Below are 26,961 nucleotides of genomic sequence, written 5' to 3'. Positions count from 1 at the left end.
CTCATTCTAGCCACAAAACTCCGCTCATAAAAAGGAAGGGCGACCTGCGCCGCCCCTCCTCTCACAACCGTCTCTTCGCCCCGACACATTGCCCGGGGCGCTCGCAGATTACAGCGAGTAGTACATCTCGAACTCGAGCGGGTGCGTCGTCATGCGGAAGCGCGTGACTTCTTCCATCTTCAGCTCGATGTAGGCGTCCAGCATGGCGTTGGAGAACACACCACCGCGGGTCAGGAACTCGCGATCCTTGTCCAGGTATTCGAGGGCCTGATCCAGGCTCGAGCACACGGTCGGGATCTTTGCGTCTTCTTCCGGCGGCAGGTCGTACAGGTTCTTGTCGGCAGCTTCGCCCGGGTGGATCTTGTTCTGCACGCCATCCAGACCGGCCATCATCAGTGCCGAGAAGCCCAGGTACGGGTTCATCAGCGGATCCGGGAAGCGCGTTTCGATACGACGGCCCTTCGGGTTCGCAACGTACGGAATACGGATCGAAGCCGAGCGGTTGCGTGCCGAGTAGGCCAGCTTGACCGGAGCTTCGAAGCCCGGCACCAGACGCTTGTACGAGTTCGTACCCGGGTTGGTGATGGCGTTCAGCGCGCGAGCGTGCTTGATGATGCCGCCGATGTAGTACAGCGCGAATTCCGACAGACCTGCGTAGCCGTTGCCTGCGAACAGGTTCTGGCCGTCCTTCCAGATCGACTGGTGAACGTGCATGCCCGAACCGTTGTCGCCCACGACCGGCTTCGGCATGAACGTTGCGGTCTTGCCGTAGGTGTGTGCGACGTTCTGGATCACGTACTTTTGCAGTTGGGTCCAGTCGGCGCGTTGCACCAGCGTGCTGAACCTCGTGCCGATTTCGTTCTGGCCTTGGCCTGCCACTTCGTGGTGGTGCACTTCAACCGGAATGCCCAGCGATTCCAGGATCAGGCACATTTCCGAGCGCATGTCTTGGAACGTATCGATCGGAGCAACCGGGAAGTAGCCACCCTTCTTGCCCGGACGGTGACCCGAATTGCCGTGTTCGAACTCCTTGCCCGACGACCACGGAGCTTCTTCGGAATCGATCTTCACGAAGCAACCCTGCATGTCGATGTTCCAGGTCACGCCGTCGAAGATGAAGAATTCGGGTTCCGGGCCAAAGTAGGCGGTGTCGCCCAGGCCGGTGCTCTTCAGGTAGGCCTCAGCACGCTTGGCGATCGAGCGCGGGTCGCGGTCGTAGCCCTTGCCGTCCGACGGCTCGACCACGTCGCAGGTCAGGACCAGGGTCGGCTCTTCGTAGAACGGGTCGACGTGTGCGGTGTTTGCATCCGGCACCAGCAGCATGTCCGACGCTTCGATGCCCTTCCAGCCGGCGATCGACGAGCCGTCGAATGCGTGACCGCTTTCGAACTTGTCTTCGTCGAAGTGCGAAACGGGGACCGAGACGTGCTGCTCCTTACCCTTGGTATCTGTGAAGCGGAAATCGACGAACTTGACGTCGTTTTCCTTCACGAGCTTCATCACGTCTGCAATGCTTTGGGACATGCCATTCTCCTGGTAGCGCAATAACGCAAAGTATTGTGAGCCGGTTGTGTGACGGATCGCTGCACATCGGCTGCAATTCGTCCTCACTCCGAAACATCTTCTTTCCAGCAAGGTCGTCCGACACGAACGGACGCCCCCGAAAAAGACCGCGGGAATCTTAGCAGAAACTATGCCAATTCCGGTCCGACATCGGGCATCCACTCCCGCAAACAGTGCAGCGCCGCGCCAGCCCATGCCGGGACACGGTGCGCGCGCGCCGGCAATCCGGCCGACCTCATGCTCGCGCTGCCCGCTGATCGAGCTAACGCTGTTCAAGCAGCATAGTCAACGCACCACAACGGTGCATATCGCCCCAAGCTGCACTATTTGTGTGCACATGGGATGTGCGCGCACCACTACGGGGATTTTCGCCCGCGTCATGTGACGGCCGCGCTAGAATGATCGTTTACCCTTTCACCCGTTCCTGCCCATCATGACTGCCATCACGCTGACCCGCGAGTCCCTGCTCGAGGCTGCTGCCGCCCGCCGCGAGGCAGACCAACTGCCGTACTTCGGCGCACTGTCGCCGCAAGAGGCTGCCGCATTGTTGGCCGCCGACCCGCAAGCGCGACTCGTGGATGTGCGCACGCGTGCCGAACTCGACTGGGTTGGCACGCCGGACATTTCGCCAAGCCAGTTTGTGCATGTGGAGTGGAATCAGTATCCGGGCGGTGTGCGCAACGCCAACTTCCTGAGCGCGCTGGAAGCCGCCGTGCCGAAAGATGCGCCGGTGCTGTTCCTGTGCCGCAGCGCCGCGCGCTCCAAGCACGCGGCAGCAGCGGCTGCGCAAGCAGGCTATGCGGCAGCGATGGATGTGTTGGAAGGTTTTGAGGGCGCAAAAGACACCGAAGGCCATCGCAAGACCGTGGAAGGCTGGTGCTTCCGGGGCCTGCCCTGGCACGGCGCTTGAGGCACGCTGCTGGGCGTCAGGACGCCGGGGGGGCGTCCGCCTCGAAAATCTCGCCACCCAGCGCCAACGCGCCCTCTCGCAGCAACACATAGGCGCGCACCACAGCGTCCGGTGAGCCCTTAACGCCCAGGTCGATGTGCGAGCGGGCATAGCGCTCACCGCGCGCTGCATCGCCCACGCTGGGCAGACTGAAAACCTTCACACCATCGAACTCAGCTTCGATGCGTTCCATCAGCGGCGTAAGCCGCGACTCCGGCAAGCCGAACACCAGGAACGAGCGCTCCTCGCGCGGCGCGCGGTGGAATTGGTCGGCGTAATAGGTGTCAAGCACCCACTCCATCATCGGCCACGCCATCACCGGAAAACCCGGCATGAAATGGTGATGCACCACCGAAAAACCGGGGATACGGTTGTAGCTGTTCGGGATGATGCGTGCGCCCTGCGGAAACTCGCCCATCTTGAAGCGGTGCTGGTTTTCGGGCGTGGAGACATCGCCCTTGACCGGGTCACCGTTGGCCGACTCGGAAATGCGCAACGTGATCTGCTCGCGCGCTTCCGGATGCAGCTCCAACGGTACGCCCAGCGCAGCAGCTGCGCATTGGCGTGTGTGGTCATCGGGTGTTGCGCCGATACCGCCAGTGCAGAACACCACGTCATCGCTGGCGAAGGTACGTTTGAGGACGCTCGTGATGCGCGCGGGTTGATCGCCGACGTATTCCGCCCACTCCAACGCTAGGCCGCGCTCGCCGAGCACTTCGATCAACTTGCGCAGGTGTTTGTCTTCGCGGCGGCCGGAGAGAATCTCGTCGCCGATGATGATCATGCCGAAAGCCATGTCAGTTCCGATGGTTTCTGATTATTCGCGAGGTAGTTCAATGGTAGTGACTTCGATCACGCTGGCCTCGACCATGCGCGCAGGCGGCGCTTCAGCGCGAAGGCGCGTGAGCGCACGCAAGCAGAAATGACCGAACCAGAGTGCTGAGAAAATGAAGATCAGCACATACAACCAGATGACGGCGATGGCGATGATCGGGAACAGCACAATCGTCACCACCGACGATACCCACAGCAGCGTCGGCGCCGAGCCCAGCATGCCAACCGCCACGCCAATGCCCAGGAGCGGCAGCCGGTAGCGCTGCATGATCGCGCGGCGCTCTTCGGCTGTAGCGTGGTCAGCCAGCGCATCGTACGTCATCAACCGGTACGTGAGCCAACCCCACAACAAGGGTGGAATCAGTGCAAAAAACGGTGGAATCAGCCACAGCGGCAGAGTGACGATGGCCACCACGATGACCACCAGCGTGCATAGCAGCGCATGCATCAGGCTGCCCAACACCGAGCCGCCCTTGTGACGCTCCAACTGCGGATAGCTGCGATCAAGAAAACGCATAACCACCGGCACCGACGCCACGCTCACCAGCACGAGAATCGATACGACGATCACCGGCACCAACAAGGTGATCACGAGCAACGGCGCAATGGCCGACCACAACCCGGCCATGCCGATGGCGTTGAGGCCGCTCTTGATCCAGCCCATGAAGGCCCAGCCTTCCACAGCGTTGCGGGCCATGCCGTTCATGGCATCCCAGCCGAAATACAGCACTCCGCCCCAGACCACCACGGCCACGACGAAAGGCAGCACTGTCAGGAACAGCATGCGCGGATGCAGTTGCGAGAGCAGCGCCCGGCCAAATGAGCGAATCAGGTCGTTCATGCAGAAATCGGGAAATCAGGGAGCGAACAGCCTAGCACAGCGCGCAGAGACGACGCTGGTGCCGCCGCACGTGCGCTTTACGCTCGGCCGAACAAGCGCTTGAGGCCGAGCCACTGCTGACGCAGCACGCCGCGCCCGTAGTCGCGCGAGCGCCCTTGCGGTGCGGGAAGTTGATCGCGGATACCGGTGGCGTGGTACTCCGGCGAGAAGATGGCGGTGCCGAACAGCATGTCCCACCACGGGAACAGCACGCCAAAATTGCAGCCACCCAGCACGCCGGGTTTACCTGGCACCTCGTGCCCCAGCCCAATGGCGTGATGCATACGATGAAAGCGCGGCGAGATCAGCAGCCGGTCGCCCAGCCAGCCGAAATGCAGCCGCACGTTGGCATGCTGCAGGCTTTGCAGCAATTGCGAAATGGCGACCAGCAACACGTACTGCGAGGGTTCCACCCCAATGGCCAGCGCCGCGATGGCAAAAACCGCGCCGCGCAGCACATCGTCGAGGATGTGGTTGCGGTCATCGGACCAGAGCGTCATCTGTTGCTGACTGTGATGCAGCGAATGAAGGTTCCACCACCAGTGAAACTTGTGCGAGAGGCGGTGATACCAGTAGTCGAGCAGGTCGAACAACACCAGATAGATCAGAAAGCTGACGATGGAAACCGACGTGACGCCTGGCCACCAGTCTTCCACATTCAGATGCGCCCAGCCCCAGAACCGCAGCCTGCCGTCGAGGCCGTCGATCAACGGCTGCAGCGTGAAGAACAGCAGCAGCGGAAAGAATCCCAGGCGGTGAAACAGCGTGTAGAAGATATCGGCGCGCACGGCCTTGCGGTCATGCATCGGCTCCACGGGGCGCCAGCGCTCCAGCGGACGGAAAATCAGCAGCAGCACGGCGATCTGCACGAGCCCCATCAGCAACCACTCAGTGCCGGGGTACGCATCTTCAACGTAACCACCCAGGCCGACCGCATAAGTGATCGGCATCACGACGTGCTGGAAGAGCACATCCTGGGCCTGCGTGAAGGTGTCGGCGATCCAGTCAAACATGTCAGCGGGCTGCCGTGTGTGCCGGGTGAGCAGCAAACCAGGCTTTGTACTGCGGATGATCGCGCAGCGTGGCAAAGCAGAAACCCTTGCGCTCCAGGCCGGTGATCAGCGGCTCCAGATCCGCTGGCGCCCACGGATCCTTGCGCGACCAGATGCCCAGATGCGCCATGGTGATGTCGCCATCGCGCAAGTTGGACAGCGCCTTCTGCAGCAACGCGTCGTTCGGATAACGCTCGGACGGCAACTCATCGCCCAGGAAACCGGCGGGCGCCCATGCCACGTGGGCAAACCCGCATTGCTTGGCCCAGGCCTCGGTCGTTGCCGAAAGGTGACCACCCGGCGCGCGCCACAACGGGTCCATCGGCTGACCGGTCATGGCCTTGAAGCGCGCGGCGCTGTATTTCAGTTCCGCACAGAATTCAGGCTCGCCCCACAAGACATTGCGGCCGCCCTGCTCGCCAAACTGAGGGCGGAAGCGGACCTTGCCCGCACCCGCCTCGCCCTTGTAGTAGACGTGATCGAAGGTGTGCGTACCGAATGCGTGGCCGTCGGCGGCAAGCGATTTCCAGTAAGGCGCCCAGCCGTCGTCCAGCGTGCTGTCGCCGTGGATGGTCTTCTCGTTGGCAAGGAAGAACGTGGCGTGGATGCGATGGCGGCGCAGTGTGTCAGCAATCAACTGCGCCTGGCTCATGCTGCCGGTGTCGAATGTCAGGTAGACGGTACCTTTGCACGCACCGGCATTCACACCACCGGGTGCGGCCGTGGCGAGCGCGCACAGGCCCAGCGCTGCCGTGGCAGCGAACGTGCGCAACATCGACAGGCGGGATTTCATCGTCGTGATGCTCAAATCAGCGGAGCGCGCGTGCGGAAGTAAATGCCGTGCGGCGAGCGCCCGACCTTGATCTCTTCCACGACCTTGCGGCTTGCCACGTCGACGATCGCCACGCGTTTAGCCCAGCGGCAGGTCACCCAAAGCTGCTTGCCGTCGGCGGTCAATTCCATGTCGTCGGGGCCAGGCGGCAGGCCGGTGATGTCGCCCACCTTGGTCAGCGTTTGCTGATCAATGATGCTGATCGTGCCCGACACGCGGTTCGACAGGAACAAGTGGCGCTTGTCACCCAGCGCGCGGAAGTTGTGCGCGCCCTTGCCGGTCGGGATGCGCTTGACGCTGGTGCGGTTGTGCCAGTCGATCACTTCGACGTAATCGGCGCCGGTCATGCCAACCAGCAGGTATTTCTGGTCGGTCGTGACCCACACCCCGGCCGGTGCGGAGCCAATGGTCATGCGCCACATCACGGTCTGCGTGGGCAGGTCGATGGCCATCACCTCGTTGGAATCCTGCAGGGTGACGAACGCGATCTTGCTGTCGGCGGTATAGGCAATGTGGCTCGGCGTCTTGGCCGCGGGCACTTGCTTGGCGATGGTCAGCGCGTGACCGTCCCAGCGGTAGATATCAATGCGGTCCAGCCGGTTGCCGGTGGTCAGGAACCACTTCTGGTCCGGCGAGAAGCCGATCTGATACGGATCGTCGATGCGCGGCACACGCTGCTGAATCTTGCCGGTCACGGGATCGAGGAACACCAGTTCGTTGCCGACTGCGTTGGCGACGATCAACGATTTTTCGTCAGGCGTGGCGATCAGGTGGTGCGGCTCCTTGCCGATCGGGAACGTCTCGAGCACCTTGCGGGTGTCCTTGTCGATCAGAGAGACGCTTGCGTCGCCCGAGTTGAGCACGGTGACGACTTCAGCACGCGCCGCATGCGCTGCCATTAAAGCAGCGGCCGACACGACAAGCGTGGAAAACCAACGGGAGGCAAACGAGGCGCGCAAGGCAGACATATCGAGAAGATTCAGCAACTTAGCCAGCCATTTTAACGCTCGCATTTACGCCGTCGCTGACACAAATCAAAAAAAGAAAACGGGAACTTTCCCCGCTCCCAACAACGCATTGCAGCTATCGCTGCATTGATTCCCACACCTTCTGCAGGCGCTTGACCGACATCGGCACCGGCGTGCGCAACTCCTGTGCAAACAGGGCGATGCGCAACTCCTCCAGCATCCAGCGGAATTCCTCCATGCGTGGATCATTGCCGCCCTGCCCTTGCACCCGCAGGGCCTTTTCCGCGCGTTGGTATTGCTGGACGAGCGGCGCCATCTCCTGCATCCGCTGGGTGTCGCGCGTCGGGTCAGCCTTGAGCTTGTCGATGCGCAGCGCGATGCCCTTCAGGTATCGCGGAAAGTGCGTCAACTGCGCGTACGGCGTCGCCTCGATAAAGCGCTTGTGCATCAGCGTCTTGATCTGCGCGTCGATATCGGCGGTGGCGGCGGCAAACGGCTTGGCGATCTGCAGCTTGCGCGGCAGTTGCGCATATTCGGCCAGGATGGCGCCAACCAGCCGCGCGATCTCCTGCGCCAGCAACGTCAGGCGCGCGCGGCTTTCGTCCTTACGGGCACCGAAGCTGGCGTCATCGGTGGGCAGCGGGTCTTGCAGGCAGGCGCGCTCCAGCGTGGCATCCAGGATCTGGTCGCGCAGATCATCCTGCGTGCCCAGGTTCATGAACTGGATTGCCATTTGCGACAGGCCCGGGATGTTCTTTTCCAGGTACTTCAACGGCTCGCGCAGCTGAATTGCAAACAACCGCCGCAAGCCCAGGCGATGGATGCGCGTGGCTTCCGCCGGATCATCGAAGACTTCCACATCGCAGTGGTCACCGGCATCGACGAGTGCCGGATAGCCGAACAGCGTCTGGCTGCCTTTGCGCACCTCCAGCAGTTCCGGCAGCTCGCCAAAATTCCAGGTGGTCAGGCCCGAGTAAAGCGCGGCGTTTGCCGGGGCTTCCGACTTGCCTGCCTTGCCGGGCTTAGCACCCTCGTTCTGGGCTCCAGCCACGGCAGCATCCTGCGCGGCGATCGACTGGAATGTCTGCTGCGCGCGCCCGCCCAGTTCCGCGCGCAACTGGGCCAGATTGCGACCCATGTCGAGCTGGCGGCCGTGCTCGTCGATCACCTTGAAATTCATGAAGTGATGTGCGGGCAGCGTTTCGAGCTTGAAGTCGGCGCGCTTGAGCGCGATGCCGGTCTGCTCGCGCACGTCGGCGATCAAGCGGTCGAGCAGGTCGCCATCCCCCAACCGCACGCGCGAGACGAATCCGGCGGCGTAGTCCGGCAGCGGCACGCAATGGCGGCGCAGCTTCTGCGGCAGGCTCTTCAGCAGCAGATGCACCTTCTCCTTTAGCATGCCCGGCACCAGCCATTCGGTGCGCTGCGCGGGCACCTGGTTGAGCGCGTACAGCGGCACTGTGAGCGTTACGCCGTCGCGCGGGCTGCCGGGCTCAAAGTGATACGTCAGGCCCATGTCGATGCCGGCAATCGGCAGCACCTTCGGGAACAGGTCGGTCGTGATGCCGGCCGCTTCGTGCCGCATCAGGTCATCGCGATTCAGGTACAGCAGCTTCTGGCCGCTTTTGCCGCTTGCGCTGGCGGCTTCGGCATACCAGCGCTCGAACGATACGGTGTTGTAGATGTCCGCCGGAATCTGGCTGTCGTAGAACGCGTAGATCAGCTCGTCGTCCACCAACACGTCTTGCCGGCGTGACTTGTGTTCGAGGTTTTCGATCTCACGCACCAGGCGCTGGTTGTGCGTGAAGAACGGCAGACGCGTTTCGAATTCGCCATCGACCAGCGCGCGGCGGATGAACATCTCGCGCGCTTCCTTCGGCTGCATCGGCCCAAAGTGCACGCGACGCTGCTGATAGATCGGCAGGCCGTACAGCGTGCCACGCTCAAAGGCCATCACCTGTCCGGCCTTCTTTTCCCAGTGCGGATCGCTCCACGACACCTTCAAGAGGTGCGCGCCGACCTTCTCCACCCATTCGGGCTCGATGCGTGCCAGTGTGCGGCCGAACAGGCGGCTGGTTTCGATCAGCTCGCCACCAACGACCCACTTGCCCGCCTTGCGCGCAATGACTGAACCCGGCCACAGGAAAAACTTGATACCGCGCGCGCCGAGGTATTCGCGGCCTTTCCCATCCGCCTCTTCGATGCGCACACCGATATTGCCGAGCAGCCCCGTCAGCAGCGCCAGGTGCAACTGCTCATAGGTCGGATCGGATTCATTGAGCTTCCAGCCCTGCTCCGCCACCGTGGTGTGCAGCTGCGAATGCACGTCGCGCCACTCACGCAATCGCACGTGCGACAGGAAATGCGAGCGGCACTGGTCCTGCAGCTGCTTGTTCGACTTCTTGTGCGCGACGGCCTCTTCAAACCACTTCCACAGCTTCACCCAGCCGAGGAACTCCGATTTCTCATCGGCAAACTGGCGATGCGCCTGATCCGCCTGCTGCTGCAGTTCTTGCGGGCGCTCCCGTGGGTCTTGCACGGACAAGGCGCTTGCGATGATCAGCATCTCGCGCAGGCACTGGTGGTCGCGGCCGGCCAGGATCATCCGCGCCACGCGTGGGTCCAGCGGCAGGCGAGCGACCTGCTTGCCCAGCGGAGTCAGCGCGTTTTCGTCGTCGACGGCACCGAGTTCTTGCAGGAGCTGGTAGCCGTCGGCAATCGCGCGGCCGAGCGGCGGCTCGATGAAGGGAAACTGTTCGACGTCCGTCAGCCGCAGCGCCTTCATACGCAGAATGACCGCCGCCAGCGAAGAACGCAGGATCTCCGGATCGGTAAAACGCGGCCGCGCAATGAAATCCGCTTCTTCATACAAGCGGATGCAAACGCCATCGGCCACCCGGCCGCATCGACCAGCACGCTGGTTGGCCGCAGCTTGCGACACCGGCTCGATCTGCAGTTGCTCGACCTTGTTGCGATACGAATAGCGCTTGACACGCGCCAGCCCCGTATCGACCACATAGCGAATACCCGGCACCGTCAGCGAGGTCTCGGCCACGTTCGTCGCCAGCACGATGCGACGCGCGTTGGACGGCCGGAACACACGCTCCTGCTCCTGCACCGACAGGCGCGCAAACAGCGGCAAAATCTCGGTATGCGCGGGATGGTGCTTGCGCAGCGCCTCGGCCGCCTCGCGAATCTCGCGCTCGCCCGGCAGGAAGATCAGCACGTCGCCCGAGCCTTCGCGGGCCAGTTCGTCCACCGCATCGACGAGCGCTTCGTAGAGATCACGCTCCTTGTCCTTCTCGTCGCGCTGAATCGGCCGGTAGCGCACCTCGACCGGATACAACCGGCCGCTGACTTCGATGACAGGCGCTGGCCCCTTTGGGCCAGCAAAGTGCTCGGCAAACCGCTGCGCGTCGATGGTCGCCGAGGTAATGATCACCTTCAGGTCGGGCCGGCGCGGCAGAAGCTGCTTGAGATAGCCGATCAGGAAATCGATGTTGAGGCTGCGTTCATGCGCCTCGTCGATGATGATCGTGTCGTAGGCGCGCAGCAGCGGATCGTTCTGCGTCTCGGCCAGCAAGATGCCGTCAGTCATCAGCTTGACCGACGCCCCCGCAGAGAGCGTGTCGTTGAAGCGCACCTGAAAACCCACGTGCTCGCCCACCGGCGTGCCGATTTCCTGCGCGATACGCTTGGCCGTAGACGTGGCTGCAATCCGGCGCGGCTGCGTATGGCCGATCAGCCCGGTACCGCCCGCGCCAATGCCTCGCCCGATCGACAGGCAGATCTTCGGCAATTGCGTGGTCTTGCCCGAGCCGGTCTCACCCGAGACGATCACCACCTGGTTGGCGGCGATGGCCTGGGCGATCTCGTCGCGCCGGGCCGACACGGGCAGCGCTTCGGGAAACGTAATCGGGGGTACGCGGTTGGCACGTGCGCGGCGCGCCTCCAGCGCCGCGGCGAGCTCTTCCGGCGTGGGCTTTTGGCGGCGCGGCGGACGACCATTGCCGCCGGGCTTGCGCTCGGGCGGCTGCGTGTCTTTCGGCGATTTCGGGGAAGGCGCCGCCGGGCGTGGCCGGGGCGGCTGGGCGTGGGAATCTGACATCGGGCGGGATTATAATCCGCGCATCTTTCCTACGCCGGCCCGCGCCCCGTGCCGCTTTTCCTCCTCCGTCCGTGACCGCTCGCTCCTCCGCCCCCGCCTCCGGCGTTTCGCTGGCGGCGCACACGCCCGCCCCTGTCGACGTCGCCCCAATTCCGCCCACGCCCGAACAGCAGCAGTTCGTGGACTGGCTGCGCGAGGTGGCGCCTTACATTCACTCCTTCCGCGACAAGACCTTCGTGATCGGCTTCGGTGGCGAGCTGGTCCAGGCCGGCATGCTGGGCGCACTCGTCAACGACGTCGCGCTGTTGCATGCGATGGGCATGCGCATCGTGCTCGTGCACGGCTCGCGCCCGCAGGTGGAAGAACAGCTTGCCCTGCGCAACGTGAAAACCCAGTTCGTGGATGGCGTACGCGTGACGGACGCCGCCGCGCTGGAATCCGCCAAGGAGGCCTCCGGAGAACTGCGTCTGGATATCGAAGCGGCCTTCAGCCAAGGCCTGCCCAACACTCCGATGGCCGGCGCGCGCATGTCGGTGGTATCCGGCAACTTCGTGACGGCGCGGCCGGTGGGCATCGTCAACGGCGTGGATTTCCAACACACGGGGCTGGTGCGCAAGATCGATGCGGAGTCGATCCAGCACTCCCTGTCCAACCGCAAGATCGTGCTGCTGTCGCCGCTGGGCTTTTCGCCCACGGGCCAGGCGTTCAACCTGTCGATGGAAGACGTGGCCGCCAACACCGCCACGGCGCTTAAGGCCGACAAGCTCATCTTCATCACGGAGCTGCCCGGCATCACGGACCGCGTGGGCAAGCTGCAGCAGGACCTGTCGATGGAAACGGCCATCGAGCGCCTGCGCGACGGCAGCCTGTCGCACGACACGGCTTATTACCTGCAGCACATCGTCAAGGCGATGCGCGGCGGCGTGCGCCGGGCACACGTAATCCCGTTCGCGCTGGACGGCAGCATCCTGCTGGAGCTGTTCCTGCACGATGGCGTGGGCACCATGGTGTCGCACACCGATCTGGAATACCTGCGCGAGGCCACGCTGGACGACGTGGGCGGCATCGTCTCGCTCATCGAGCCGCTGGAAGCTGACGGCACGCTGGTGCCGCGCGAACGCCGTCTGCTGGAGCGCGACATCGCCAACTTCTCGGTCATCGAGCACGACGGCATCATCTTTGGCTGCGTGGCGCTGTATCCGTATCCGAAGGACGGCATGGCCGAAATGGCCTGTCTGATCGTCTCCCCAGACAGCCAAGGCACCGGCGACGGCGAGCGTCTGCTCAAGCACACCGAAGTGCGCGCACGTGCGCTGGGCCTCAAGCGCCTGTTCGTGCTCACCACGCGGACGGAACACTGGTTCCTCAAGCGCGGTTTCGTGCGTGCCGGCGTGGACGATCTGCCGGAAGACCGCCGCAAGCTCTACAACTGGCAGCGGCGATCGATGGTGCTGATGAAGAAGCTCTAAACCCTTGGCGCGCGTCGTGGAATCCAAGCCCGGCGGCGCGCGGCCTTTACAATAGCGGCACCTGCGTCGCGTTTGAGCGGCGCTCCCGCCACACAAAAGGAATCCCCATGGCCCGCATGGTCCACTGCGTCAAGCTCAACAAGGAAGCCGAAGGTCTCGACTTCCCGCCCCTGCCCGGCGAACTGGGCAAGAAACTCTGGCAAAGCGTCTCGAAGGAAGCCTGGGCTGGCTGGCTCAAGCACCAGACCATGCTGATCAACGAAAACCGCCTGAACATGGCCGATTCGCGCGCACGCCAGTACCTGCTCAAGCAGACCGAGAAGTACTTCTTTGGCGACGGCGCAGACGAGGCTGCCGGCTACGTGCCGCCGCCCTCGGCCTGATTTGCCGCGATCAAAAACAAAGCCGTTCAGCGCAAACTGAACGGCTTTTTGTTTGGTCAACGGTAATCCAAAGTGCCGCAACAAGCATAAAAAAAAGCTGCCCATTTACATGAGCAGCCTTTCGCTGAGAAATGGCTAGCGATCAGAAATCGCGCCGCTGCACACCCGCTTCCGTTCCCAGCAGCAGCACGTTGGCGCCGCGCTTTGCAAACAGGCCGACCGTCACCACGCCCGGAATATCGTTGACGATCGATTCGAGACCCTTCGGATCGGCAATGCGCAGGCCCACCACATCGATGATCACGTTGCCGTTGTCGGTCTTGTAGATCTGGCCTTCCTTGGTCATGCGCAGACGCGGTTGGCCACCCAGCGCAGCAAGTTGGCGGGCCACGGCGGCGCGTGCCATGGGCACCACTTCAACCGGCAACGGGAAGGTGCCCATCGCCTCAACAAGCTTGCTGCCGTCAGCAATGCAGACGAACACGCTGGCAACCGAGGCAACGATCTTTTCACGCGTGAGCGCACCGCCACCGCCCTTGATCATGGCGCCCGAGGCGTCGATTTCGTCAGCGCCGTCCACGTAGACGGGAATGACATCGACTTCGTTCAAATCGAGCACCGTGAAGCCATGGCCCTGCAGCCGACGCGTCGACGCCTCGGAACTGGACACCGCGCCAGCAAAGCGCGCCTTATGCGGCGCCATGGCGTCGATGAACAGGTTGGCCGTCGAGCCGGTGCCGACACCCAGCACGGCGCCCTCGGGCACGTTGGCCAATACGTAATCCGCTGCAGCCTGCGCCACCAGCGCCTTCAGTTCATCCTGCGTCATCGCAAAACTCGGTCGGGATCGGAAAACCCGGTAGTGTACCGGATCAATTCGATGGCTCTCGGCCGGCTGGCGGAGCCAAACCTGCGGAGTACAATCGATTCACCTTTCCACCTCCAGCGCAACGCTGGAACGTACTTCGGACTCGCTTCATGACTCAGCTCGATCAACTCAAGCAGTTCACCACCGTCGTCGCCGACACAGGCGATTTCCAGGCCATGCGCGCCTACGCGCCGCACGATGCAACGACCAATCCGTCGCTGATCCTCAAAGCCGTGCAGAAAGCCGAATACCGCCCGCTGCTGGAACAAGCCGTGCGCGACGCCCGCAGCGACAGTGTGGAAGACATCATCGATGCCGTGCTCGTGGCATTCGGCTGCGAAATCCTGTCGATCATCCCGGGCCGCGTGTCGACCGAAGTCGATGCGCGCCTGTCGTTCGACACCGAGGCGACGGTCGCCAAGGCCAAACATTTGATCTCGTTGTACGAGGCGCGGGGCGTGGCGCGCGAACGCGTGCTGATCAAGATCGCGTCGACGTGGGAAGGCATCCGCGCGGCGGATCAGCTCCGCACCGAAGGCATCCGCTGCAACATGACGCTGCTCTTCTCGCTGGCCCAGGCGGTGGCATGTGCGGAAGCGGGCGTGCAGCTCATCTCGCCCTTTGTCGGCCGCATCTACGACTGGTACAAAAAGGACGCCGGCGCCAACTGGGACCCGGTCGCGCAAGGCGGAGCGAACGACCCGGGCGTGCAGTCTGTCCTGCGCATCTATAACTACTACAAGAAGTTCGACTACCCGACCGAAGTGATGGGCGCGAGCTTCCGCAACATCTCGCAGATCGTTGAACTGGCCGGCTGCGACCTCCTGACCATCAGCCCGGATCTGCTCGCCCAGTTGCAGCAGTCCGACGCGCCGGTCGAACGCAAGCTCTCGCCGGACAATGCCAACGCCGCCAACATCGTGCGCCTGCCGGCCGACGAGAAATCGTTCCGCTGGCAGATGAACGCCGATGCCATGGCCACCGAAAAGTTGGCCGAAGGCATCCGCCTGTTTGCGGCGGACGCAGTCAAGTTGGAAGCGTTGATTGAGCCGCTGCGCGTGGCAGCGTAAGAAGAACGCGCGCTTTATCCCAGCATGGCGGGCAAGCACACGCCCGCCGGCTGGTGGATCACCAGATCGGCCGTTGCATCCAGCGCGCTAGGCTCCGGATTCACGACGATCACCTTGGCGCCGTGGTCCTTTGCCAACCCCGGCAGCCCGGCCGCCGGATACACCATGCCGGACGTGCCCACCACTAGGCATACGTCACACGTGTTGGCGGCCTCTTCAGCGCGGTAGTTCGCCACGAGCGGCAGTTGCTCGCCAAACCACACCACGCCGGGGCGCAACATCGCGCCGCACGTCGCACAACGCGGCGGCCGGCCCGGCTCGGCCGTGGCGACATCGCATTTGCCGCAGCCGCCAAGCCACTTGTTGGCGAACAGGTTGCCATGCAGCTCGATCACGCCTTCGCTGCCGGCGCGCTGATGTAAGCCATCGACGTTCTGCGTGACGAGCGTCACCTTCTTGCGCTTGGCCAGCGCGGCAACCGCCAGATGGGCGGGATTCGGCTGCGCCTGCAGCACGCGCTCGCGGCGCTCCTGATACCAGTCCCACACCATGCGCGGGTGCTTGCGGTACGCGGCCTCGGTGGCCATGTCTTCGGGGTTGAAGCGCGACCACAGGCCGGTCAATGCATCACGAAACGTGGGCACGCCGGACTCGGCCGAAACGCCAGCCCCCGTCAGCACCATGACGTGCTGGGCGGCCTCGACCCAGGCGTGGGCCTGGGCCAATGCAGCCGCATCGGATGCGGCCGTGGGTTCGACACGCATTACTTCTTGGCTGGTGCCGCTGCGCGTTGGCGCACAGCTTCAAACAGGCACACGCCGCTGGCCACCGACACGTTCAGGCTTTCCACGCTGCCCGCCATCGGAATGCTGACCAGCGCGTCGCACGTTTCGCGCGTGAGGCGACGCATGCCCTCACCTTCGGCGCCCATCACGATGGCAATGGGGCCCTTGAAGTCTGCCTGATAGAGATCCTGTTCGGCTTCGTCTGCCGTGCCGATCACCCACACGCCACGTTCCTGCAGCTCGCGCAGCGTGCGCGCCAGGTTGGTCACGGTGATGTACGGGACAGTTTCGGCCGCGCCGCTGGCCACCTTGGCGACCGTCGTGTTGATGCCAACGCTGCGGTCCTTCGGTGCAATCACGGCATGCGCGCCGGCAGCATCGGCCACCCGCAGGCACGCGCCCAGGTTATGCGGATCGGTCACACCGTCGAGCACCAGCAGCAGCGGCGTACCTTCAATGCCGTCGAGCAGTTCATCGAGATTGAGCGCCAGCGACAGTGACTCTGCCTTGGCAACCACGCCCTGGTGGCGGTCGGTGCCGGCGATGCCGCGCAGGCGGTCGGCGTCAGCGGGGATGAGACGCACGCCCGCTGCTTCCGCCACTTTCAGGAAATCCTGCATGCGGCGGTCGCGGCGGTTGGCCTCGAAGTAGATTTCGTCGATCGACTTGGCGCCGTGACGCAGTCGGGCGGTAACGGCATGAAAGCCGATGAGGAGCTTGGATTTAGACATGGCGCGATTGTACCCGTCTACCCACGCTCCCCGCCCGCTTTAACGCCCCTTGGTCTTGCGCGGGGCCTGGCCTGCTGCCTTGCGCGGCGCGGCGGTCTTGGCGCCGCCCTTGGGCTTCGTGCTGCGCGCCGGCTGCTTCTTGCGCGCTGGCTTGGCGTGGGCATGGCCCGGGGGCAGCGCACGGCCACCCGGCTCGAACACCGGCTGCTCTTCGATAACGCGATCGAGCGTCTCGTCGAACGACTCCTCCGGTTTGGCCGTACCGCCCAGCAATGCGGCTAACTGGCGCGGTTTCTTGCGGCCAACCGAGGGCGCCGGCGTTGCCCCGGCGGGCTGACGCGCGGTCGCGGCTTCCGGCGCACCGGTCACCTTGGCCGGGCGCAGCGCCTTGGTTGAAGGCTCCTGGATCAGGCGGAAATCCATCTTCCGGGCATCCAGATCCACGCGCAGCAACTGCACGCGCACGCGGTCGGTCAGGCGATAACGGATGCCTGTGCGTTCGCCGCGCAGTTCGTTGCGGGCTTCGTCGTATTGGAAGTAATCGCTGCCCAGCTCGGTCACGTGTACCAAGCCTTCCACGTACAGCTCGTCGAGCTGCACAAAGATGCCGAACGATGTGACAGCGCTGACGGTGCCCGAGAACTCGTTGCCGAGCTTGTCGCGCATGAAATAGCACTTGAGCCAGGCTTCGACATCGCGCGAGGCTTCGTCGGCGCGACGTTCGTTGGTCGAACAGTGCACGCCCAGTTCATTCCAGATCGCTTCTGTCTTGGCCTTGTTGACGACCGCAGCCGGCACGCCTTTCTCGGCTTCGGCTTGCAAACGGCGCGCCTTGGGCGACAGCGCGCTATTCAACTGAACGCCCGGTGCCATCGCCGGCACGTAGCGCGTGCGATGCAGGATCGCCTTGATGGAGCGATGTACCAGCAAATCCGGATAGCGGCGGATCGGGCTGGTGAAGTGCGCATATGCCTCATACGCAAGGCCAAAGTGGCCGATGTTGTCCGGACTGTAAACCGCTTGCTGCATCGAGCGCAGCAGCATGGTCTGCAGCATCGGCGCGTCTGGACGCGCTGCCACTTTTTCCATCAGTTCGGCGTAATCGGCAGCCTGCGGCTTGTCGCCACCGCCCAGCGTCAAGCCGCTCGTTTTCAGGAAGGCTCGCAGCGCCTGCAGCTTTTCTTCCGTCGGCCCAGCGTGGATGCGGTACAGCGCCGGATGTTTGTACTTCTCCAGCATCTCGGCCGCGCAGACGTTGGCCGTCAGCATGCACTCCTCGATCAGCCTGTGCGCGTCGTTGCGGGTGCGCGGCAGGATCTGCTCGATCTTGCCCTGCGCGTTGCAAACGATGTACGTCTCGGTGGTGTCGAAGTCGATCGCGCCACGCTCGCGGCGCGCCTTGAGCAGCGTCTGATACAGCTCGTACAGGTCCTGCAGATGCGGCACCAGCGGCGCCCGCTTGGCAGCCTCCGGACCCTTCACGTTCGACAGAATCGCCCAGACCTCGTTGTAGGTCAGGCGTGCCTTCGAATGCATCACCGCCGGGTAGAACTGATAAGCCTTGATCTCGCCCTTGGCCGTGATCACCGCGTCGCAGACCATGCACAGACGGTCCACTTCCGGATTCAATGAGCACAAGCCGTTGGAGAGCTTCTCCGGCAGCATCGGGATCACGCGGCGCGGGAAATAGACCGAGGTCGCGCGATCAATGGCGTCTGCATCCAGCGGATGTCCGGGCCGCACGTAATGCGACACGTCGGCAATCGCCACGATCAGACGCCAGCCCTTGGTGCGGCCGATCTTGACAGGCTCCGCGTAGACGGCGTCATCGAAGTCGCGTGCATCTTCACCGTCGATGGTGACGAGCGACACATCGCGCAAGTCGATGCGACCAGCCAGATCGGCATCACGGACCACGTCGGGCAGCGCTTCCGCCTCGCGCTGCGTCGGCTCAGAAAACTCGTGCGGCACGCCGTACTTGCGCACGGCGATTTCGATTTCCATGCCAGGATCGTCAATCTCACCCAGCACTTCGACCACGCGGCCGATCGGCTGTACGTAGCGGTCCGGATATTCCAGGATCTCAACGCTTACCACTTGGCCGACCTTGGCCTTGCCTTGCCCCTTAGGGGCGATCAGGATGTCGCGGCCCAGGCGCTTGTCTTCCGGCGCCACAACCAGCGTGCCGCTTTCCGACAGCAACCGCCCGATGACGCGCTTGTTGGCCCGCTGCAGGATCTCGACGATCTGCCCTTCCGAGCGACCGCGGCGGTCATAGCCGACGGCACGCACCAAGGCGCGGTCACCGTGCATGGCCTTCTGCATCTCGCGCTCGGGCAGGAAAATATCGGGCTCGCCGTCATCGCGCACGAAGAAGCCGAAGCCATCGCGATGGCCAATCACGCGCCCTTCGATGAAGTTGGGCTGGTGCGCCAGTTCGTAGCGCCCCTTGCGGTTGAGTTCGATCTGACCATCCCGCTCCATGGCGGTCAGACGCTTGATAAAGCCGTCATGCTCCTTGCGCGTGACAGACAGCGTCTTGGCAATATCGGTAGCAGACAGCGGAGACCCCGACGTGCGCAGCACACCGAGGATTTCCTCGCGGCTTGGGATCGGATAAGTCGGTTGATTCAATTTTTTCTTCTAGAGTGTTGACAGGATCGCTGGACCCCGTAATAATTACAGCTTCGGTACACGCACACCTGCCCAGGTGGCGGAATTGGTAGACGCACTAGTTTCAGGTACTAGCGGGTAACTCCGTGGAGGTTCGAGTCCTCTCCTGGGCACCAGAGTTTAGGAACGGCGCAACGCAAGTTGCGCCGTTTTTCTTTTCCGCGGCCGGATTGCCGTTGTTCAGTTGCTGATGCGACATTCCGCGAAGTGCGACGTGCATTGTGTCTTGGCTATCGCGCCAGGGCTGAGCCAGAATCACCGGACTCACCTGCCCCAAACGCTGGGTGGGCTCGAAGCCCAGTGCATCCACAAAGACACACCTCGCTTCGATCAACCGCGTACCTGGCATTGGGCAACTCCTGCAAAGCCAATCCGTACGCGGGTTTCGGGCCAATATTGCAGCCCGTGACAGCAGGTTACCGAAGTGGCACGCACGACGCAAGCCGCACACGCCACTCCATTCGCGCCTCGACGCAATCGACCAACGTCTCAAACTGCCGGCGCCTCGCCGTTGCCGGCTGAACGTGACTTGCCGCGCTTGATCCAGGCCGCCAAGTTATGCGGGCGCAGCGTGTCGTACTCCTCGAACGGCTGATGGATCCACGGATTGGTCGCAAGAAACTGCACGGCATAATCAGGCTTGATCTTCGAGCATGCCTTGTGCCACAGCACAGCGGTACGCACGTCAGTCACGGCCGGATAGCGCTCCTTCAGGTGACGCCCAACGCGCTCCAGCGTGATGCCCGAATCCACCAGATCATCCACCAACAGCACGCGGCCCGACAGCTCGCCACGGGTCATGGTGATGTATTGCGCGATGTCGAGATCTCCCTGCTGTGTGCCAGCGGCTTCGCGATAGCTGCTGGTCGCCAGGATGGCCAACGGCAGGTCGTAAATGCGCGAAAGCTGATCGCCAACGCGCAAGCCGCCGCGCGCCAGGCACAGGATCTTGTCAAACTTCCAGCCCGACTCGTGCACGACGAGCGCCAGGCGCTCGATCAGGCCGTGGTAGTCATCCCAAGACACCCACAGGTGCGAGTCGTCGTTGATCGGCTGGTTCATGGTGTACCTCTTCGTATCGTGAATGCGGCGTGAGTTGCCGCTATCGTGTTCTATGAAAAACGGCGCTCCATGCAAATTCGCCCGGCGAATCACCGGGCGAATCTGAGAGCACCGCGTCAGTCCTTGTAGGGATGACGCAGCAGGATGGTCTCGTCGCGGTCAGGACCGGTCGAGATCATGGCGATCGGAATGCCAGCCACTTCCTCGACGCGCTTCAGGTAAGCCTGGGCGGTCTCGGGCAGCGCGTCCCACTCCTTCAGTCCGAACGTCGAGGTGTTCCAGCCCGGGAATTCTTCGTAGATCGGCTGGCAACGCCCCACGGCATCGGAGCCACGCGGCAGGATGTCGATTTGCTTGCCATCGAGCATGTAGCCGACGCACAGCTTGAGGGTTTCCAGGCCATCCAGCACATCGAGCTTGGTCATGCACAGGCCCGACACACCATTGATCTGGATCGCACGACGCAGGGCGGCGGCATCCAGCCAGCCAGTGCGGCGTGGCCGGCCCGTGACCGAGCCGAATTCCTTGCCGACATTGGCCAGACGCACGCCGATCGGATCTTGGCGCGCCGGGTTGTCCGCGTCATACAGCTCGCTCGGGAACGGGCCGGAACCCACGCGCGTGCAATACGCCTTGGTAATGCCAAGGATGTAATGCAGCTGGCCCGGACCAACGCCCGCACCCGCAGCGGCATTGCCTGCCACGCAGTTGCTCGACGTGACGAACGGATACGTGCCGTGGTCGATATCGAGCAGCGTGCCTTGCGCGCCTTCGAACATCAGGTTCTTGCCGGCAGCGTTAGCGGCAAACAGTTCGGCCGACACATCCGTCACCATCGGGGCAATGCGGCCTGCATACGACAGCATCTCGTCCAGGGTCTGCTGGAAATCCAGCGCCGGGTGATTCAGGTACTGCGTCAGGACAAAGTTGTGGAAGTCGAGGTTCTCGCGCAGACGCTCGGCGAAGTAAGCCGGGTCGAACAGGTCCTGCACACGCAGCGCGCGGCGGGCCACCTTGTCTTCATATGCCGGGCCGATACCGCGACCGGTAGTGCCGATCTTGGCGGCGCCGCGCTTGGCTTCGCGCGCCTTGTCGATGGCCACGTGGTACGGCAGGATCAGGTTGGTTGCTTCCGAAATGCGCAGGCGGTTCTGCACCTGCACGCCGGCCGATTCCAGCTCGTCGATTTCCTTGAACAGCGCTTCAGGCGAGAGCACGACGCCGTTGCCGATGTAGCACGCGACGCCATCGCGCATGATGCCCGACGGAATCAGACGCAGAATCGTCTTCTTGCCGCCGATGATGAGGGTATGGCCTGCGTTATGTCCGCCCTGGAAACGAACCACGCCTTGCGCATGATCGGTCAGCCAATCGACGATTTTCCCTTTACCTTCGTCACCCCACTGGGTGCCGATGACGACGACATTGCGTCCTTGGCTCACTGCTGGTGCGGACATGTTGAATTTGCAGATGGGTTAAAAACGTATTCTACCCTTGTTGCCAGGGCCTTCCCTGGAATTACCGGGTATTTACACAACGTTATGCAACAACTTCAGACCGAAGCGTTGCGGGGCTTGACGATCCAGCGACCGCCCTCTTCAACGAGTTGCCGATCGTAAGCGAACTCCTCCAGATCTTCCGGGTGGCCCGGCAGCGACTGGATGACAATTTCGCCCGCCGCGCGCAGCGCAGCGATCGCCTCACGAAGCTTGGCATCGCCCGACCAGGGTGCGTGGATGGCAGCGGCGCGCGCCTCCACCGGCGAAATGCCGGCGACCTCACGCAGGTCCAGCGAAAAGCCGGTCGCCGGGCGAGCACGGCCGAAAGCCTCTCCGACCTTGTCATACCGACCGCCACGCGCCACGGCATTTGGCACACCGGCCACATAGGCAGTAAACATCACACCGCTGTGGTAGTGGTAGCCGCGCAGGTCGGCCAAGTCAATATTGACGGTCGCACCGCCTGCGCGCTCGGCCAGCGTAGCCAAATCGTCCAGCGCGCGGCCAATGGCGGGCAACGCGGGCAACTTCTTACGCGCACGGCCCAGCACATCAACACCACCGTACAGTGCCGGCAGCAGGTTGATGGCGTCGCGCTGCACCGGCGGCAGATCAGCCGTGATGGCACGCAGAGCAGGCACATCTTTGGCTGCGAGCGCCGTGAAGAGGTCGTCCTGAAGGCCGACAGCAACCGGCGATTGTTCCAGCAACGCCGCCACCACCCCAACGTGGCAAAGGTCCAGGCGTACATCGGCCAGCCCCGCGCCCGATAGCGCGGCGAGCATCAGCTCCTGAATTTCCAGATCGGCTTCCAGGCCTGCATGGCCATAGATTTCGGCCCCAATCTGCAGCGGCTCGCGCGTGACGTGGAATCCACTCGGGCGCGTATGCAATACCGATCCCGCATAGCAAAGACGCGTCACGCCAGCGCGGTTCAGCAAGTGGGCATCAATACGGGCGACTTGCGGCGTGATGTCGGCGCGCAGGCCGATGGTGCGGCCCGAAAGTTGATCGACCAGCTTGAACGTCTTCAGGTCCAGATCGTGACCGGTGCCCGAAAGCAGCGACTCGATGTACTCCAGCATGGGGGGCATGACCAGTTCGTAGCCGTAAGTACGGAACAGGTCGAGCATGCGGCGGCGCAACTCTTCAATTTTGCGCGCCTCGGAAGGCAGCACATCAGCAATGGATTCAGGCAGCAGCCAATTGGTCGGCATGGCGGTCTCGCTCGGGAGTCTTGGTACAGCAGAAATTTGTAAAAACGCAGGCAGTGCGCTAGCGATGCAGCAACCGCAGGAGGATGAGGCCAATCGCCATCGACACTAGGCCGATCACGCGAAGCTTTTCGTCCGGCAGCTCGGTCAGCGTCTGGAAAGCGCGCCGCCAAGCCCGTGGTGCCACGAACGGCAAGATGCCCTCGACTACGAGCACCAGCGCGCACGCTGCCAGCAAAACGGTGGGGAGTGACTCTTCCATGGGGTGCGGTTGGCGAACGAACAAAACCCCGGCAAGCCGGGGTTTGTCCGCCTCAAATGATCAGCGACGCATTGTACTAGCGATGGCGCCCCGTCTGGGCAGCCGGCGCTGGCGCCGAACCGCCGCCGTTCGGGCTGCGCATGTATTTGAAGAAATCGCTGTTCGGCTGCAGCACCATCACGTCCTTCCGATCGCGGAACGATGCGCGATACGCCTCCATGGAGCGCCAGAATGCGGCGAACTGCGGATCACGGCCAAACGCATCGGCGTAAATGTCAGCGGCGCGAGCGTCGCCCTCACCCTTGATCTTCTGCGCATCGCGGTAGGCATCGGCAAGGACGACTTCGCGCTGACGATCGGCATCGGCGCGGATTTTCTCGCCCTCTGCAGCACCCGTCGAACGCAGCTCGTTGGCCACGCGCTTGCGCTCGGCTTCCATGCGGCGGTAGACCGATTCGGTCACGCTGGCCAGCAGGTCCACCCGCTTCAGACGCACGTCGATGATGTCTACACCGACCGACTTGCCGTACTCCTGCACGCCCTTGAGGATGCTCTGCATCACCGCTTCACGATCCGTCGATACCACGTCAGACACGGTGCGGCGCGCAAACTCATCGCGAGCGATGGAGTTGATCTTCTGCGTCATGCTGTCCTGCGCGAGGCGATTATCGCCCTTGAAGCTCACGTAGAACAGACGCGGATCGGACACGCGCCACTTCACAAACCAGTCGACCAGCAGGTTCTTCTTTTCAGCCGTGATGAAACGATCGGCGCCGGCCACATCGATGGTCTGCAGGCGCTTATCCATGAACACCACGTTCTGCAGCGGCGGCGGGAGCTTGAAATGCAGCCCCGGCTCCTTGATGACCTGTTTGATCTCACCAAAGGCGAACACCACGGCGTACTGCCGCTGGTCCACCACGAACACCACCGACGAGAACACCGCCAGGGCAATGACCAGCGCCACGAAGGCAGAAATCAGACGATTCATAGTGCCCTCCTGTTAGCGCGAATCACGGTCACGGTTGCGCAGTGCTTCGCGCGAGCGCGAGTCTGCGTCATTGGCCGGTGACGGGTTGGAGGGAGTCGGCACGCCTTGCGCAGACCCACTATCCTGGGGCGACGCACCAGGCGCGGCAGCCGAACGCGATGTATCGCCCTGCGTTTGCGCGATCAGCTTGTCCAGCGGCAGATACAACAGGCTGCCATTGCTCTGATCGACCAGCACCTTGGTCGAGTTGGCGTAAATGTCCTGCATGGTTTCCAGATAAATACGGTCGCGCGTGACCTGCGGCGCCTTCGCGTATTCGCGTTGCACCGACGCAAAGCGAGCCGCATCACCTTCCGCACGTGCGATGACCCGTGCCTTGTAGCCTTGCGCCTCTTCACCCAGACGTGCGGCCGTACCCTTGGCGCGGGGCACCACGTCGTTGGCATAAGCCTGACCTTCGGAGATGGCACGCTCGCGGTCCTGGCCCGCCTTGGTCACGTCATCGAACGCGGCCTGCACCTGCTCGGGCGGCTGCACGCTCTGCACGTTGACGCTAAGGATTCGGATGCCGGTCTTGTACGCCGACAAGATGCGTTGAATCGACTCGGCTAGGTTGCGGCCAACGGCATCGCGACCTTCGTACAGCACCGCGTCCATCTTGTTGCGGCCGACGATCTCGCGCACCGACGTCTCAGCCGCCTGCGTCACCAGTTCTTCATCGCCGCCGCGGTCCGTACGGTTGTAAAACAGGTAGTCGACGGGGTTGGCAATGTTGTACTGAACCGAGAATCGCACGTCGACGATGTTTTCGTCCTGCGTGAGCATCGACGAGTCTTTCAGGTTCGTGTCTTTGATCTGGGTAGTCCGACCGATTTCGAGCGTGCGCACACCCGACAGGTTCACGATCTCGTGCGATTCGATCGGATACGGCAAGCGCCAGTTGATACCTGGCGTTGCCAGATACTTGAAGCGGCCAAACTGCAGGATCACGCCCGTCTGGCCTTCCTGCACGATAAAGAAACCGCTGGCCAGCCACAGGCCAACAAGCACCGCCAGCAGCACACCGACGCCCAGGCCTGAACCGCTTCGGCCGTTACCCGGACGCAGTGGCGTGGGGCCATCGTTACCGTTACCGCTATCCTTGCGACCGAACAGGTTATTCAGGCGGCGATTGAAGTCGCGCCACAACTCGTCGAGGTCGGGGGGGCCGTCCTGAGGCGGCTTGCTTTGACGCTTTGGCTCGTCTTTGCCTTCGCGCTCGGCGTTGTTGTCATCGCCGCGACCCCAGCGAGGATCGTTCAGCGAAAGCAGCACACGCAAGCGGTGCCACAAACCTCGCACGTTACGCGGCGAGGCTATGGAAGAAGACTGGGTCGAAATCTCGGGCATGAGCGGTCGGGCTTGTCCTGATTGGCTGACTGCGAAGGAGTGACGGGGCATTCTATCAGCCCTCTTCGTCACCTTTGGCTGAAGAACCGCTGTTCGGCAAGCTTTGCGACAGTTCGTCACGGTGCGCCGGCAGCGAATCACGGCGGGTATCGAAACGCGGATCGAAATCGCCGCCATGCGACGCAGGGTTCTCCCGCAGGCGGATCGCGGTCTCGACCAGCGCCTCGCGCAATAGATCAAGCCCGGTACCTTCAATGGCAGAAACGAACACACGCCGCACGGCGCCGGTTTCGTCGCGCTCGATGCGCGGGCCAGCCGCACGCAACTCCTCCGCCGCGTCGATCTTGTTCATCACCAGAATCTGCGGGATGCCGCTGGCGTTGATTTCATCCAGCACGCGATCCACCTGCTCCATCTGCTCGTGCTTGACGGTGCTGGCGGCGTCCACCACATGCAGCAGCACGTCGGCGTGGACGGTCTCTTCCAGTGTCGCGCGGAAAGCCGCCACCAGTTGCGTCGGCAAATCGCGGATGAAGCCGACCGTATCCGACAGCACCACGTTGCCCAGCCCTTCGAGGTACAGCCGGCGCGATGTCGTATCCAGCGTGGCGAACAACTGGTTGGCTGCGTATGCGCGCGCTTTGGTCAGCGCGTTGAACAGCGTCGATTTGCCGGCGTTGGTATAGCCGACCAGGGATACGGAAAACGCGTCGTTGCGGCTGCGCGAACGGCGCTGCGTGTCATGCTGACGCTGCAGTTTGTCCAACTCGGACGATAGCCGCTTGGCGCGTTCGTCCAACATCCGCCGGTCCAGCTCGAGCTGACGCTCGCCCGGGCCGCCGCGCAGGCCGACCCCGCCTTTCTGGCGCTCCAAGTGGCTCCACGCCCGCACCAGACGCGCCGCCTGATATCGCACGCGAGCGAGTTCCACCTGTACCTTGCCGACGTGGCTTTGCGCGCGCTGGCTGAAAATATCGAGGATGAGGCCGGTCCGGTCCACCACGTGGCGCCCGAAAAAGCGCTCGAGGTTACGCTGCTGAGCAGGACTCAGCGCATGGTTGAAGATGACGATTTCCGCGTCTTCCTCGTCTGCGGCAATCCTCACCTCTTCGGCCTTGCCTGCGCCGATGAACAGCGCTGCATCAGGCCGGGAACGCTTGCCCGTAACCGCGCGCACAGGTTCAGAGCCAGCTGTGGAGGCCAGCAGCGCCAGTTCACTCAGACTTTCCTGGAAATCATGTTTGCCGAAATCGACAGCGACCAAGATGGCGCGCGTCGGCTCCGAGCTGGAGGTGGGATGAGATGCCAAACGGGGGAATAGAGAAAGGAAAAACGGGGTGGGTGCGTCCCGCCGCGCGGACGGCGGCGGGAGCGAAGCA

The 26,961-nt window shown here is 63.0% G+C and carries 22 protein-coding genes and 1 tRNA gene; 5 read left to right on the top strand and 18 right to left on the bottom strand.

All coding sequences use genetic code 11. The features are described from left to right. Window positions 1-108 precede the first annotated feature (108 nt). A complete protein-coding gene (locus NKG59_RS12340; protein ID WP_045204233.1) occupies window positions 109-1,524 on the bottom strand; it encodes a 3-hydroxylaminophenol mutase in 1,416 nt (471 codons plus the stop codon). Window positions 1,525-1,996: 472 nt separating this feature from the next. Here NKG59_RS12340 and NKG59_RS12335 point away from each other — a divergent pair, with 472 nt between their 5' ends. Then, a complete protein-coding gene (locus NKG59_RS12335) occupies window positions 1,997-2,473 on the top strand; it encodes a rhodanese-like domain-containing protein (protein WP_253537127.1) in 477 nt (158 codons plus the stop codon). 16 nt (window positions 2,474-2,489) lie between these two features. Here the strand turns inward: NKG59_RS12335 and NKG59_RS12330 are convergent, their stop codons facing one another. The 6 genes from NKG59_RS12330 to hrpA all read right to left on the bottom strand — a co-directional run bounded on the left by NKG59_RS12330 (window position 2,490) and on the right by hrpA (window position 11,186). Continuing rightward, a complete protein-coding gene (locus NKG59_RS12330) occupies window positions 2,490-3,308 on the bottom strand; it encodes a competence/damage-inducible protein A (protein WP_253537124.1) in 819 nt (272 codons plus the stop codon). A 21-nt stretch (window positions 3,309-3,329) separates the two neighbouring features. After that, window positions 3,330-4,187 (bottom strand): EI24 domain-containing protein, encoded by an 858-nt coding sequence (locus tag NKG59_RS12325; protein WP_253537120.1) that lies wholly within the window; start codon window positions 4,185-4,187, stop codon window positions 3,330-3,332. Between the two features lie 77 nt (window positions 4,188-4,264). Continuing rightward, window positions 4,265-5,239 (bottom strand): sterol desaturase family protein, encoded by a 975-nt coding sequence (locus NKG59_RS12320; protein ID WP_253537117.1) that lies wholly within the window; start codon window positions 5,237-5,239, stop codon window positions 4,265-4,267. 1 nt (window position 5,240) lies between these two features. Continuing rightward, the gene (locus NKG59_RS12315) at window positions 5,241-6,071 is read right to left on the bottom strand and encodes a polysaccharide deacetylase family protein (protein ID WP_253537114.1); all 831 of its coding nucleotides are present in this window, start codon (window positions 6,069-6,071) and stop codon (window positions 5,241-5,243) included. A gap of 11 nt (window positions 6,072-6,082) precedes the next feature. Next, window positions 6,083-7,078, bottom strand: coding sequence for a YVTN family beta-propeller repeat protein (locus NKG59_RS12310; protein WP_253537111.1), 996 nt, complete (start codon window positions 7,076-7,078; stop codon window positions 6,083-6,085). Between the two features lie 115 nt (window positions 7,079-7,193). Then, window positions 7,194-11,186 (bottom strand): ATP-dependent RNA helicase HrpA, encoded by a 3,993-nt coding sequence (gene hrpA, locus NKG59_RS12305; RefSeq protein ID WP_253537108.1) that lies wholly within the window; start codon window positions 11,184-11,186, stop codon window positions 7,194-7,196. A gap of 71 nt (window positions 11,187-11,257) precedes the next feature. Here hrpA and argA point away from each other — a divergent pair, with 71 nt between their 5' ends. Then, window positions 11,258-12,655, top strand: a complete 1,398-nt coding sequence (gene argA / locus NKG59_RS12300) for an amino-acid N-acetyltransferase (RefSeq protein ID WP_253537106.1) — start codon at window positions 11,258-11,260, stop codon at window positions 12,653-12,655. 107 nt (window positions 12,656-12,762) lie between these two features. Then, complete coding sequence (locus NKG59_RS12295) at window positions 12,763-13,038, top strand: oxidative damage protection protein (protein ID WP_004626344.1); 276 nt, start codon at window positions 12,763-12,765, stop codon at window positions 13,036-13,038. Window positions 13,039-13,180: 142 nt separating this feature from the next. On the opposite strand, the gene rpiA is transcribed toward NKG59_RS12295, so the two are convergent. Further along, window positions 13,181-13,867, bottom strand: a complete 687-nt coding sequence (rpiA, locus tag NKG59_RS12290; protein WP_253537103.1) for a ribose-5-phosphate isomerase RpiA — start codon at window positions 13,865-13,867, stop codon at window positions 13,181-13,183. A 149-nt stretch (window positions 13,868-14,016) separates the two neighbouring features. Here rpiA and tal point away from each other — a divergent pair, with 149 nt between their 5' ends. Continuing rightward, window positions 14,017-14,976 carry a transaldolase gene (gene tal / locus NKG59_RS12285; protein ID WP_253537100.1) on the top strand — a complete coding sequence of 320 codons (960 nt, stop codon included), beginning with the start codon at window positions 14,017-14,019 and terminating at the stop codon, window positions 14,974-14,976. A gap of 14 nt (window positions 14,977-14,990) precedes the next feature. Here tal and NKG59_RS12280 read toward each other — a convergent pair whose 3' ends face one another. The 3 genes from NKG59_RS12280 to rnr are packed head-to-tail and all read right to left on the bottom strand — an operon-like array spanning window position 14,991 to window position 19,126. Next, on the bottom strand, window positions 14,991-15,740 hold the full coding sequence (locus NKG59_RS12280) for an SIR2 family NAD-dependent protein deacylase (protein ID WP_253537097.1): 750 nt from the start codon (window positions 15,738-15,740) through the stop codon (window positions 14,991-14,993). After that, a complete protein-coding gene (gene rlmB, locus NKG59_RS12275) occupies window positions 15,740-16,492 on the bottom strand; it encodes a 23S rRNA (guanosine(2251)-2'-O)-methyltransferase RlmB (RefSeq protein WP_045204244.1) in 753 nt (250 codons plus the stop codon). Before rlmB ends, NKG59_RS12280 begins: the two co-directional genes overlap by 1 nt. Window positions 16,493-16,531: 39 nt before the next feature. Continuing rightward, the gene (gene rnr, locus NKG59_RS12270; RefSeq protein WP_045204245.1) at window positions 16,532-19,126 is read right to left on the bottom strand and encodes a ribonuclease R; all 2,595 of its coding nucleotides are present in this window, start codon (window positions 19,124-19,126) and stop codon (window positions 16,532-16,534) included. Between the two features lie 70 nt (window positions 19,127-19,196). Between rnr and NKG59_RS12265 the strand changes: the two genes are divergently transcribed. Then, window positions 19,197-19,281, top strand: a tRNA-Leu gene (locus tag NKG59_RS12265). Between the two features lie 373 nt (window positions 19,282-19,654). Here NKG59_RS12265 and NKG59_RS12260 read toward each other — a convergent pair. The 7 genes from NKG59_RS12260 to hflX form a co-directional block, all read right to left on the bottom strand. Beyond that, complete coding sequence (locus tag NKG59_RS12260) at window positions 19,655-20,227, bottom strand: phosphoribosyltransferase (RefSeq protein WP_045204246.1); 573 nt, start codon at window positions 20,225-20,227, stop codon at window positions 19,655-19,657. Between the two features lie 116 nt (window positions 20,228-20,343). Beyond that, window positions 20,344-21,684 (bottom strand): adenylosuccinate synthase, encoded by a 1,341-nt coding sequence (locus NKG59_RS12255; RefSeq protein ID WP_045204247.1) that lies wholly within the window; start codon window positions 21,682-21,684, stop codon window positions 20,344-20,346. Window positions 21,685-21,779: 95 nt separating this feature from the next. Then, window positions 21,780-22,943, bottom strand: a complete 1,164-nt coding sequence (locus tag NKG59_RS12250) for an ATP phosphoribosyltransferase regulatory subunit (RefSeq protein WP_253537093.1) — start codon at window positions 22,941-22,943, stop codon at window positions 21,780-21,782. A gap of 58 nt (window positions 22,944-23,001) precedes the next feature. Then, a complete protein-coding gene (locus tag NKG59_RS12245; protein ID WP_045204249.1) occupies window positions 23,002-23,202 on the bottom strand; it encodes a DUF2065 domain-containing protein in 201 nt (66 codons plus the stop codon). Window positions 23,203-23,278: 76 nt separating this feature from the next. After that, complete coding sequence (gene hflC / locus NKG59_RS12240) at window positions 23,279-24,193, bottom strand: protease modulator HflC (protein WP_045204250.1); 915 nt, start codon at window positions 24,191-24,193, stop codon at window positions 23,279-23,281. 12 nt (window positions 24,194-24,205) lie between these two features. Continuing rightward, window positions 24,206-25,582, bottom strand: a complete 1,377-nt coding sequence (gene hflK / locus NKG59_RS12235) for an FtsH protease activity modulator HflK (RefSeq protein ID WP_045204251.1) — start codon at window positions 25,580-25,582, stop codon at window positions 24,206-24,208. A 55-nt stretch (window positions 25,583-25,637) separates the two neighbouring features. Then, window positions 25,638-26,891: a GTPase HflX gene (gene hflX / locus NKG59_RS12230; RefSeq protein ID WP_045204252.1), complete on the bottom strand. Its 1,254-nt coding sequence runs from the start codon at window positions 26,889-26,891 to the stop codon at window positions 25,638-25,640. Window positions 26,892-26,961 lie beyond the last annotated feature (70 nt).

The organism is Ralstonia chuxiongensis (assembly GCF_024158925.1).
Lineage (GTDB): Bacteria > Pseudomonadota > Gammaproteobacteria > Burkholderiales > Burkholderiaceae > Ralstonia > Ralstonia chuxiongensis.
Note: the sequence above shows the minus strand (reverse complement) of the source record. Positions and strands in the feature narration are given on the sequence as shown.

Bases quoted from the DNA above. Each gene is read 5' to 3' on its own strand.
- NKG59_RS12340 (WP_045204233.1), bottom strand. From the start codon at position 1,524: ATGTCCCAAAGCATTGCAGACGTGATGAAGCTCGTGAAGGAAAACGAC.
- NKG59_RS12335 (WP_253537127.1), top strand. From the start codon at position 1,997: ATGACTGCCATCACGCTGACCCGCGAGTCCCTGCTCGAGGCTGCTGCC.
- NKG59_RS12330 (WP_253537124.1), bottom strand. From the start codon at position 3,308: ATGGCTTTCGGCATGATCATCATCGGCGACGAGATTCTCTCCGGCCGC.
- NKG59_RS12325 (WP_253537120.1), bottom strand. From the start codon at position 4,187: ATGAACGACCTGATTCGCTCATTTGGCCGGGCGCTGCTCTCGCAACTG.
- NKG59_RS12320 (WP_253537117.1), bottom strand. From the start codon at position 5,239: ATGTTTGACTGGATCGCCGACACCTTCACGCAGGCCCAGGATGTGCTC.
- NKG59_RS12315 (WP_253537114.1), bottom strand. From the start codon at position 6,071: ATGAAATCCCGCCTGTCGATGTTGCGCACGTTCGCTGCCACGGCAGCG.
- NKG59_RS12310 (WP_253537111.1), bottom strand. From the start codon at position 7,078: ATGTCTGCCTTGCGCGCCTCGTTTGCCTCCCGTTGGTTTTCCACGCTT.
- hrpA (WP_253537108.1), bottom strand. From the start codon at position 11,186: ATGTCAGATTCCCACGCCCAGCCGCCCCGGCCACGCCCGGCGGCGCCT.
- NKG59_RS12295 (WP_004626344.1), top strand. From the start codon at position 12,763: ATGGCCCGCATGGTCCACTGCGTCAAGCTCAACAAGGAAGCCGAAGGT.
- rpiA (WP_253537103.1), bottom strand. From the start codon at position 13,867: ATGACGCAGGATGAACTGAAGGCGCTGGTGGCGCAGGCTGCAGCGGAT.
- tal (WP_253537100.1), top strand. From the start codon at position 14,017: ATGACTCAGCTCGATCAACTCAAGCAGTTCACCACCGTCGTCGCCGAC.
- NKG59_RS12280 (WP_253537097.1), bottom strand. From the start codon at position 15,740: ATGCGTGTCGAACCCACGGCCGCATCCGATGCGGCTGCATTGGCCCAG.
- rlmB (WP_045204244.1), bottom strand. From the start codon at position 16,492: ATGTCTAAATCCAAGCTCCTCATCGGCTTTCATGCCGTTACCGCCCGA.
- NKG59_RS12260 (WP_045204246.1), bottom strand. From the start codon at position 20,227: ATGAACCAGCCGATCAACGACGACTCGCACCTGTGGGTGTCTTGGGAT.
- NKG59_RS12255 (WP_045204247.1), bottom strand. From the start codon at position 21,684: ATGTCCGCACCAGCAGTGAGCCAAGGACGCAATGTCGTCGTCATCGGC.
- NKG59_RS12250 (WP_253537093.1), bottom strand. From the start codon at position 22,943: ATGCCGACCAATTGGCTGCTGCCTGAATCCATTGCTGATGTGCTGCCT.
- NKG59_RS12245 (WP_045204249.1), bottom strand. From the start codon at position 23,202: ATGGAAGAGTCACTCCCCACCGTTTTGCTGGCAGCGTGCGCGCTGGTG.
- hflC (WP_045204250.1), bottom strand. From the start codon at position 24,193: ATGAATCGTCTGATTTCTGCCTTCGTGGCGCTGGTCATTGCCCTGGCG.
- hflK (WP_045204251.1), bottom strand. From the start codon at position 25,582: ATGCCCGAGATTTCGACCCAGTCTTCTTCCATAGCCTCGCCGCGTAAC.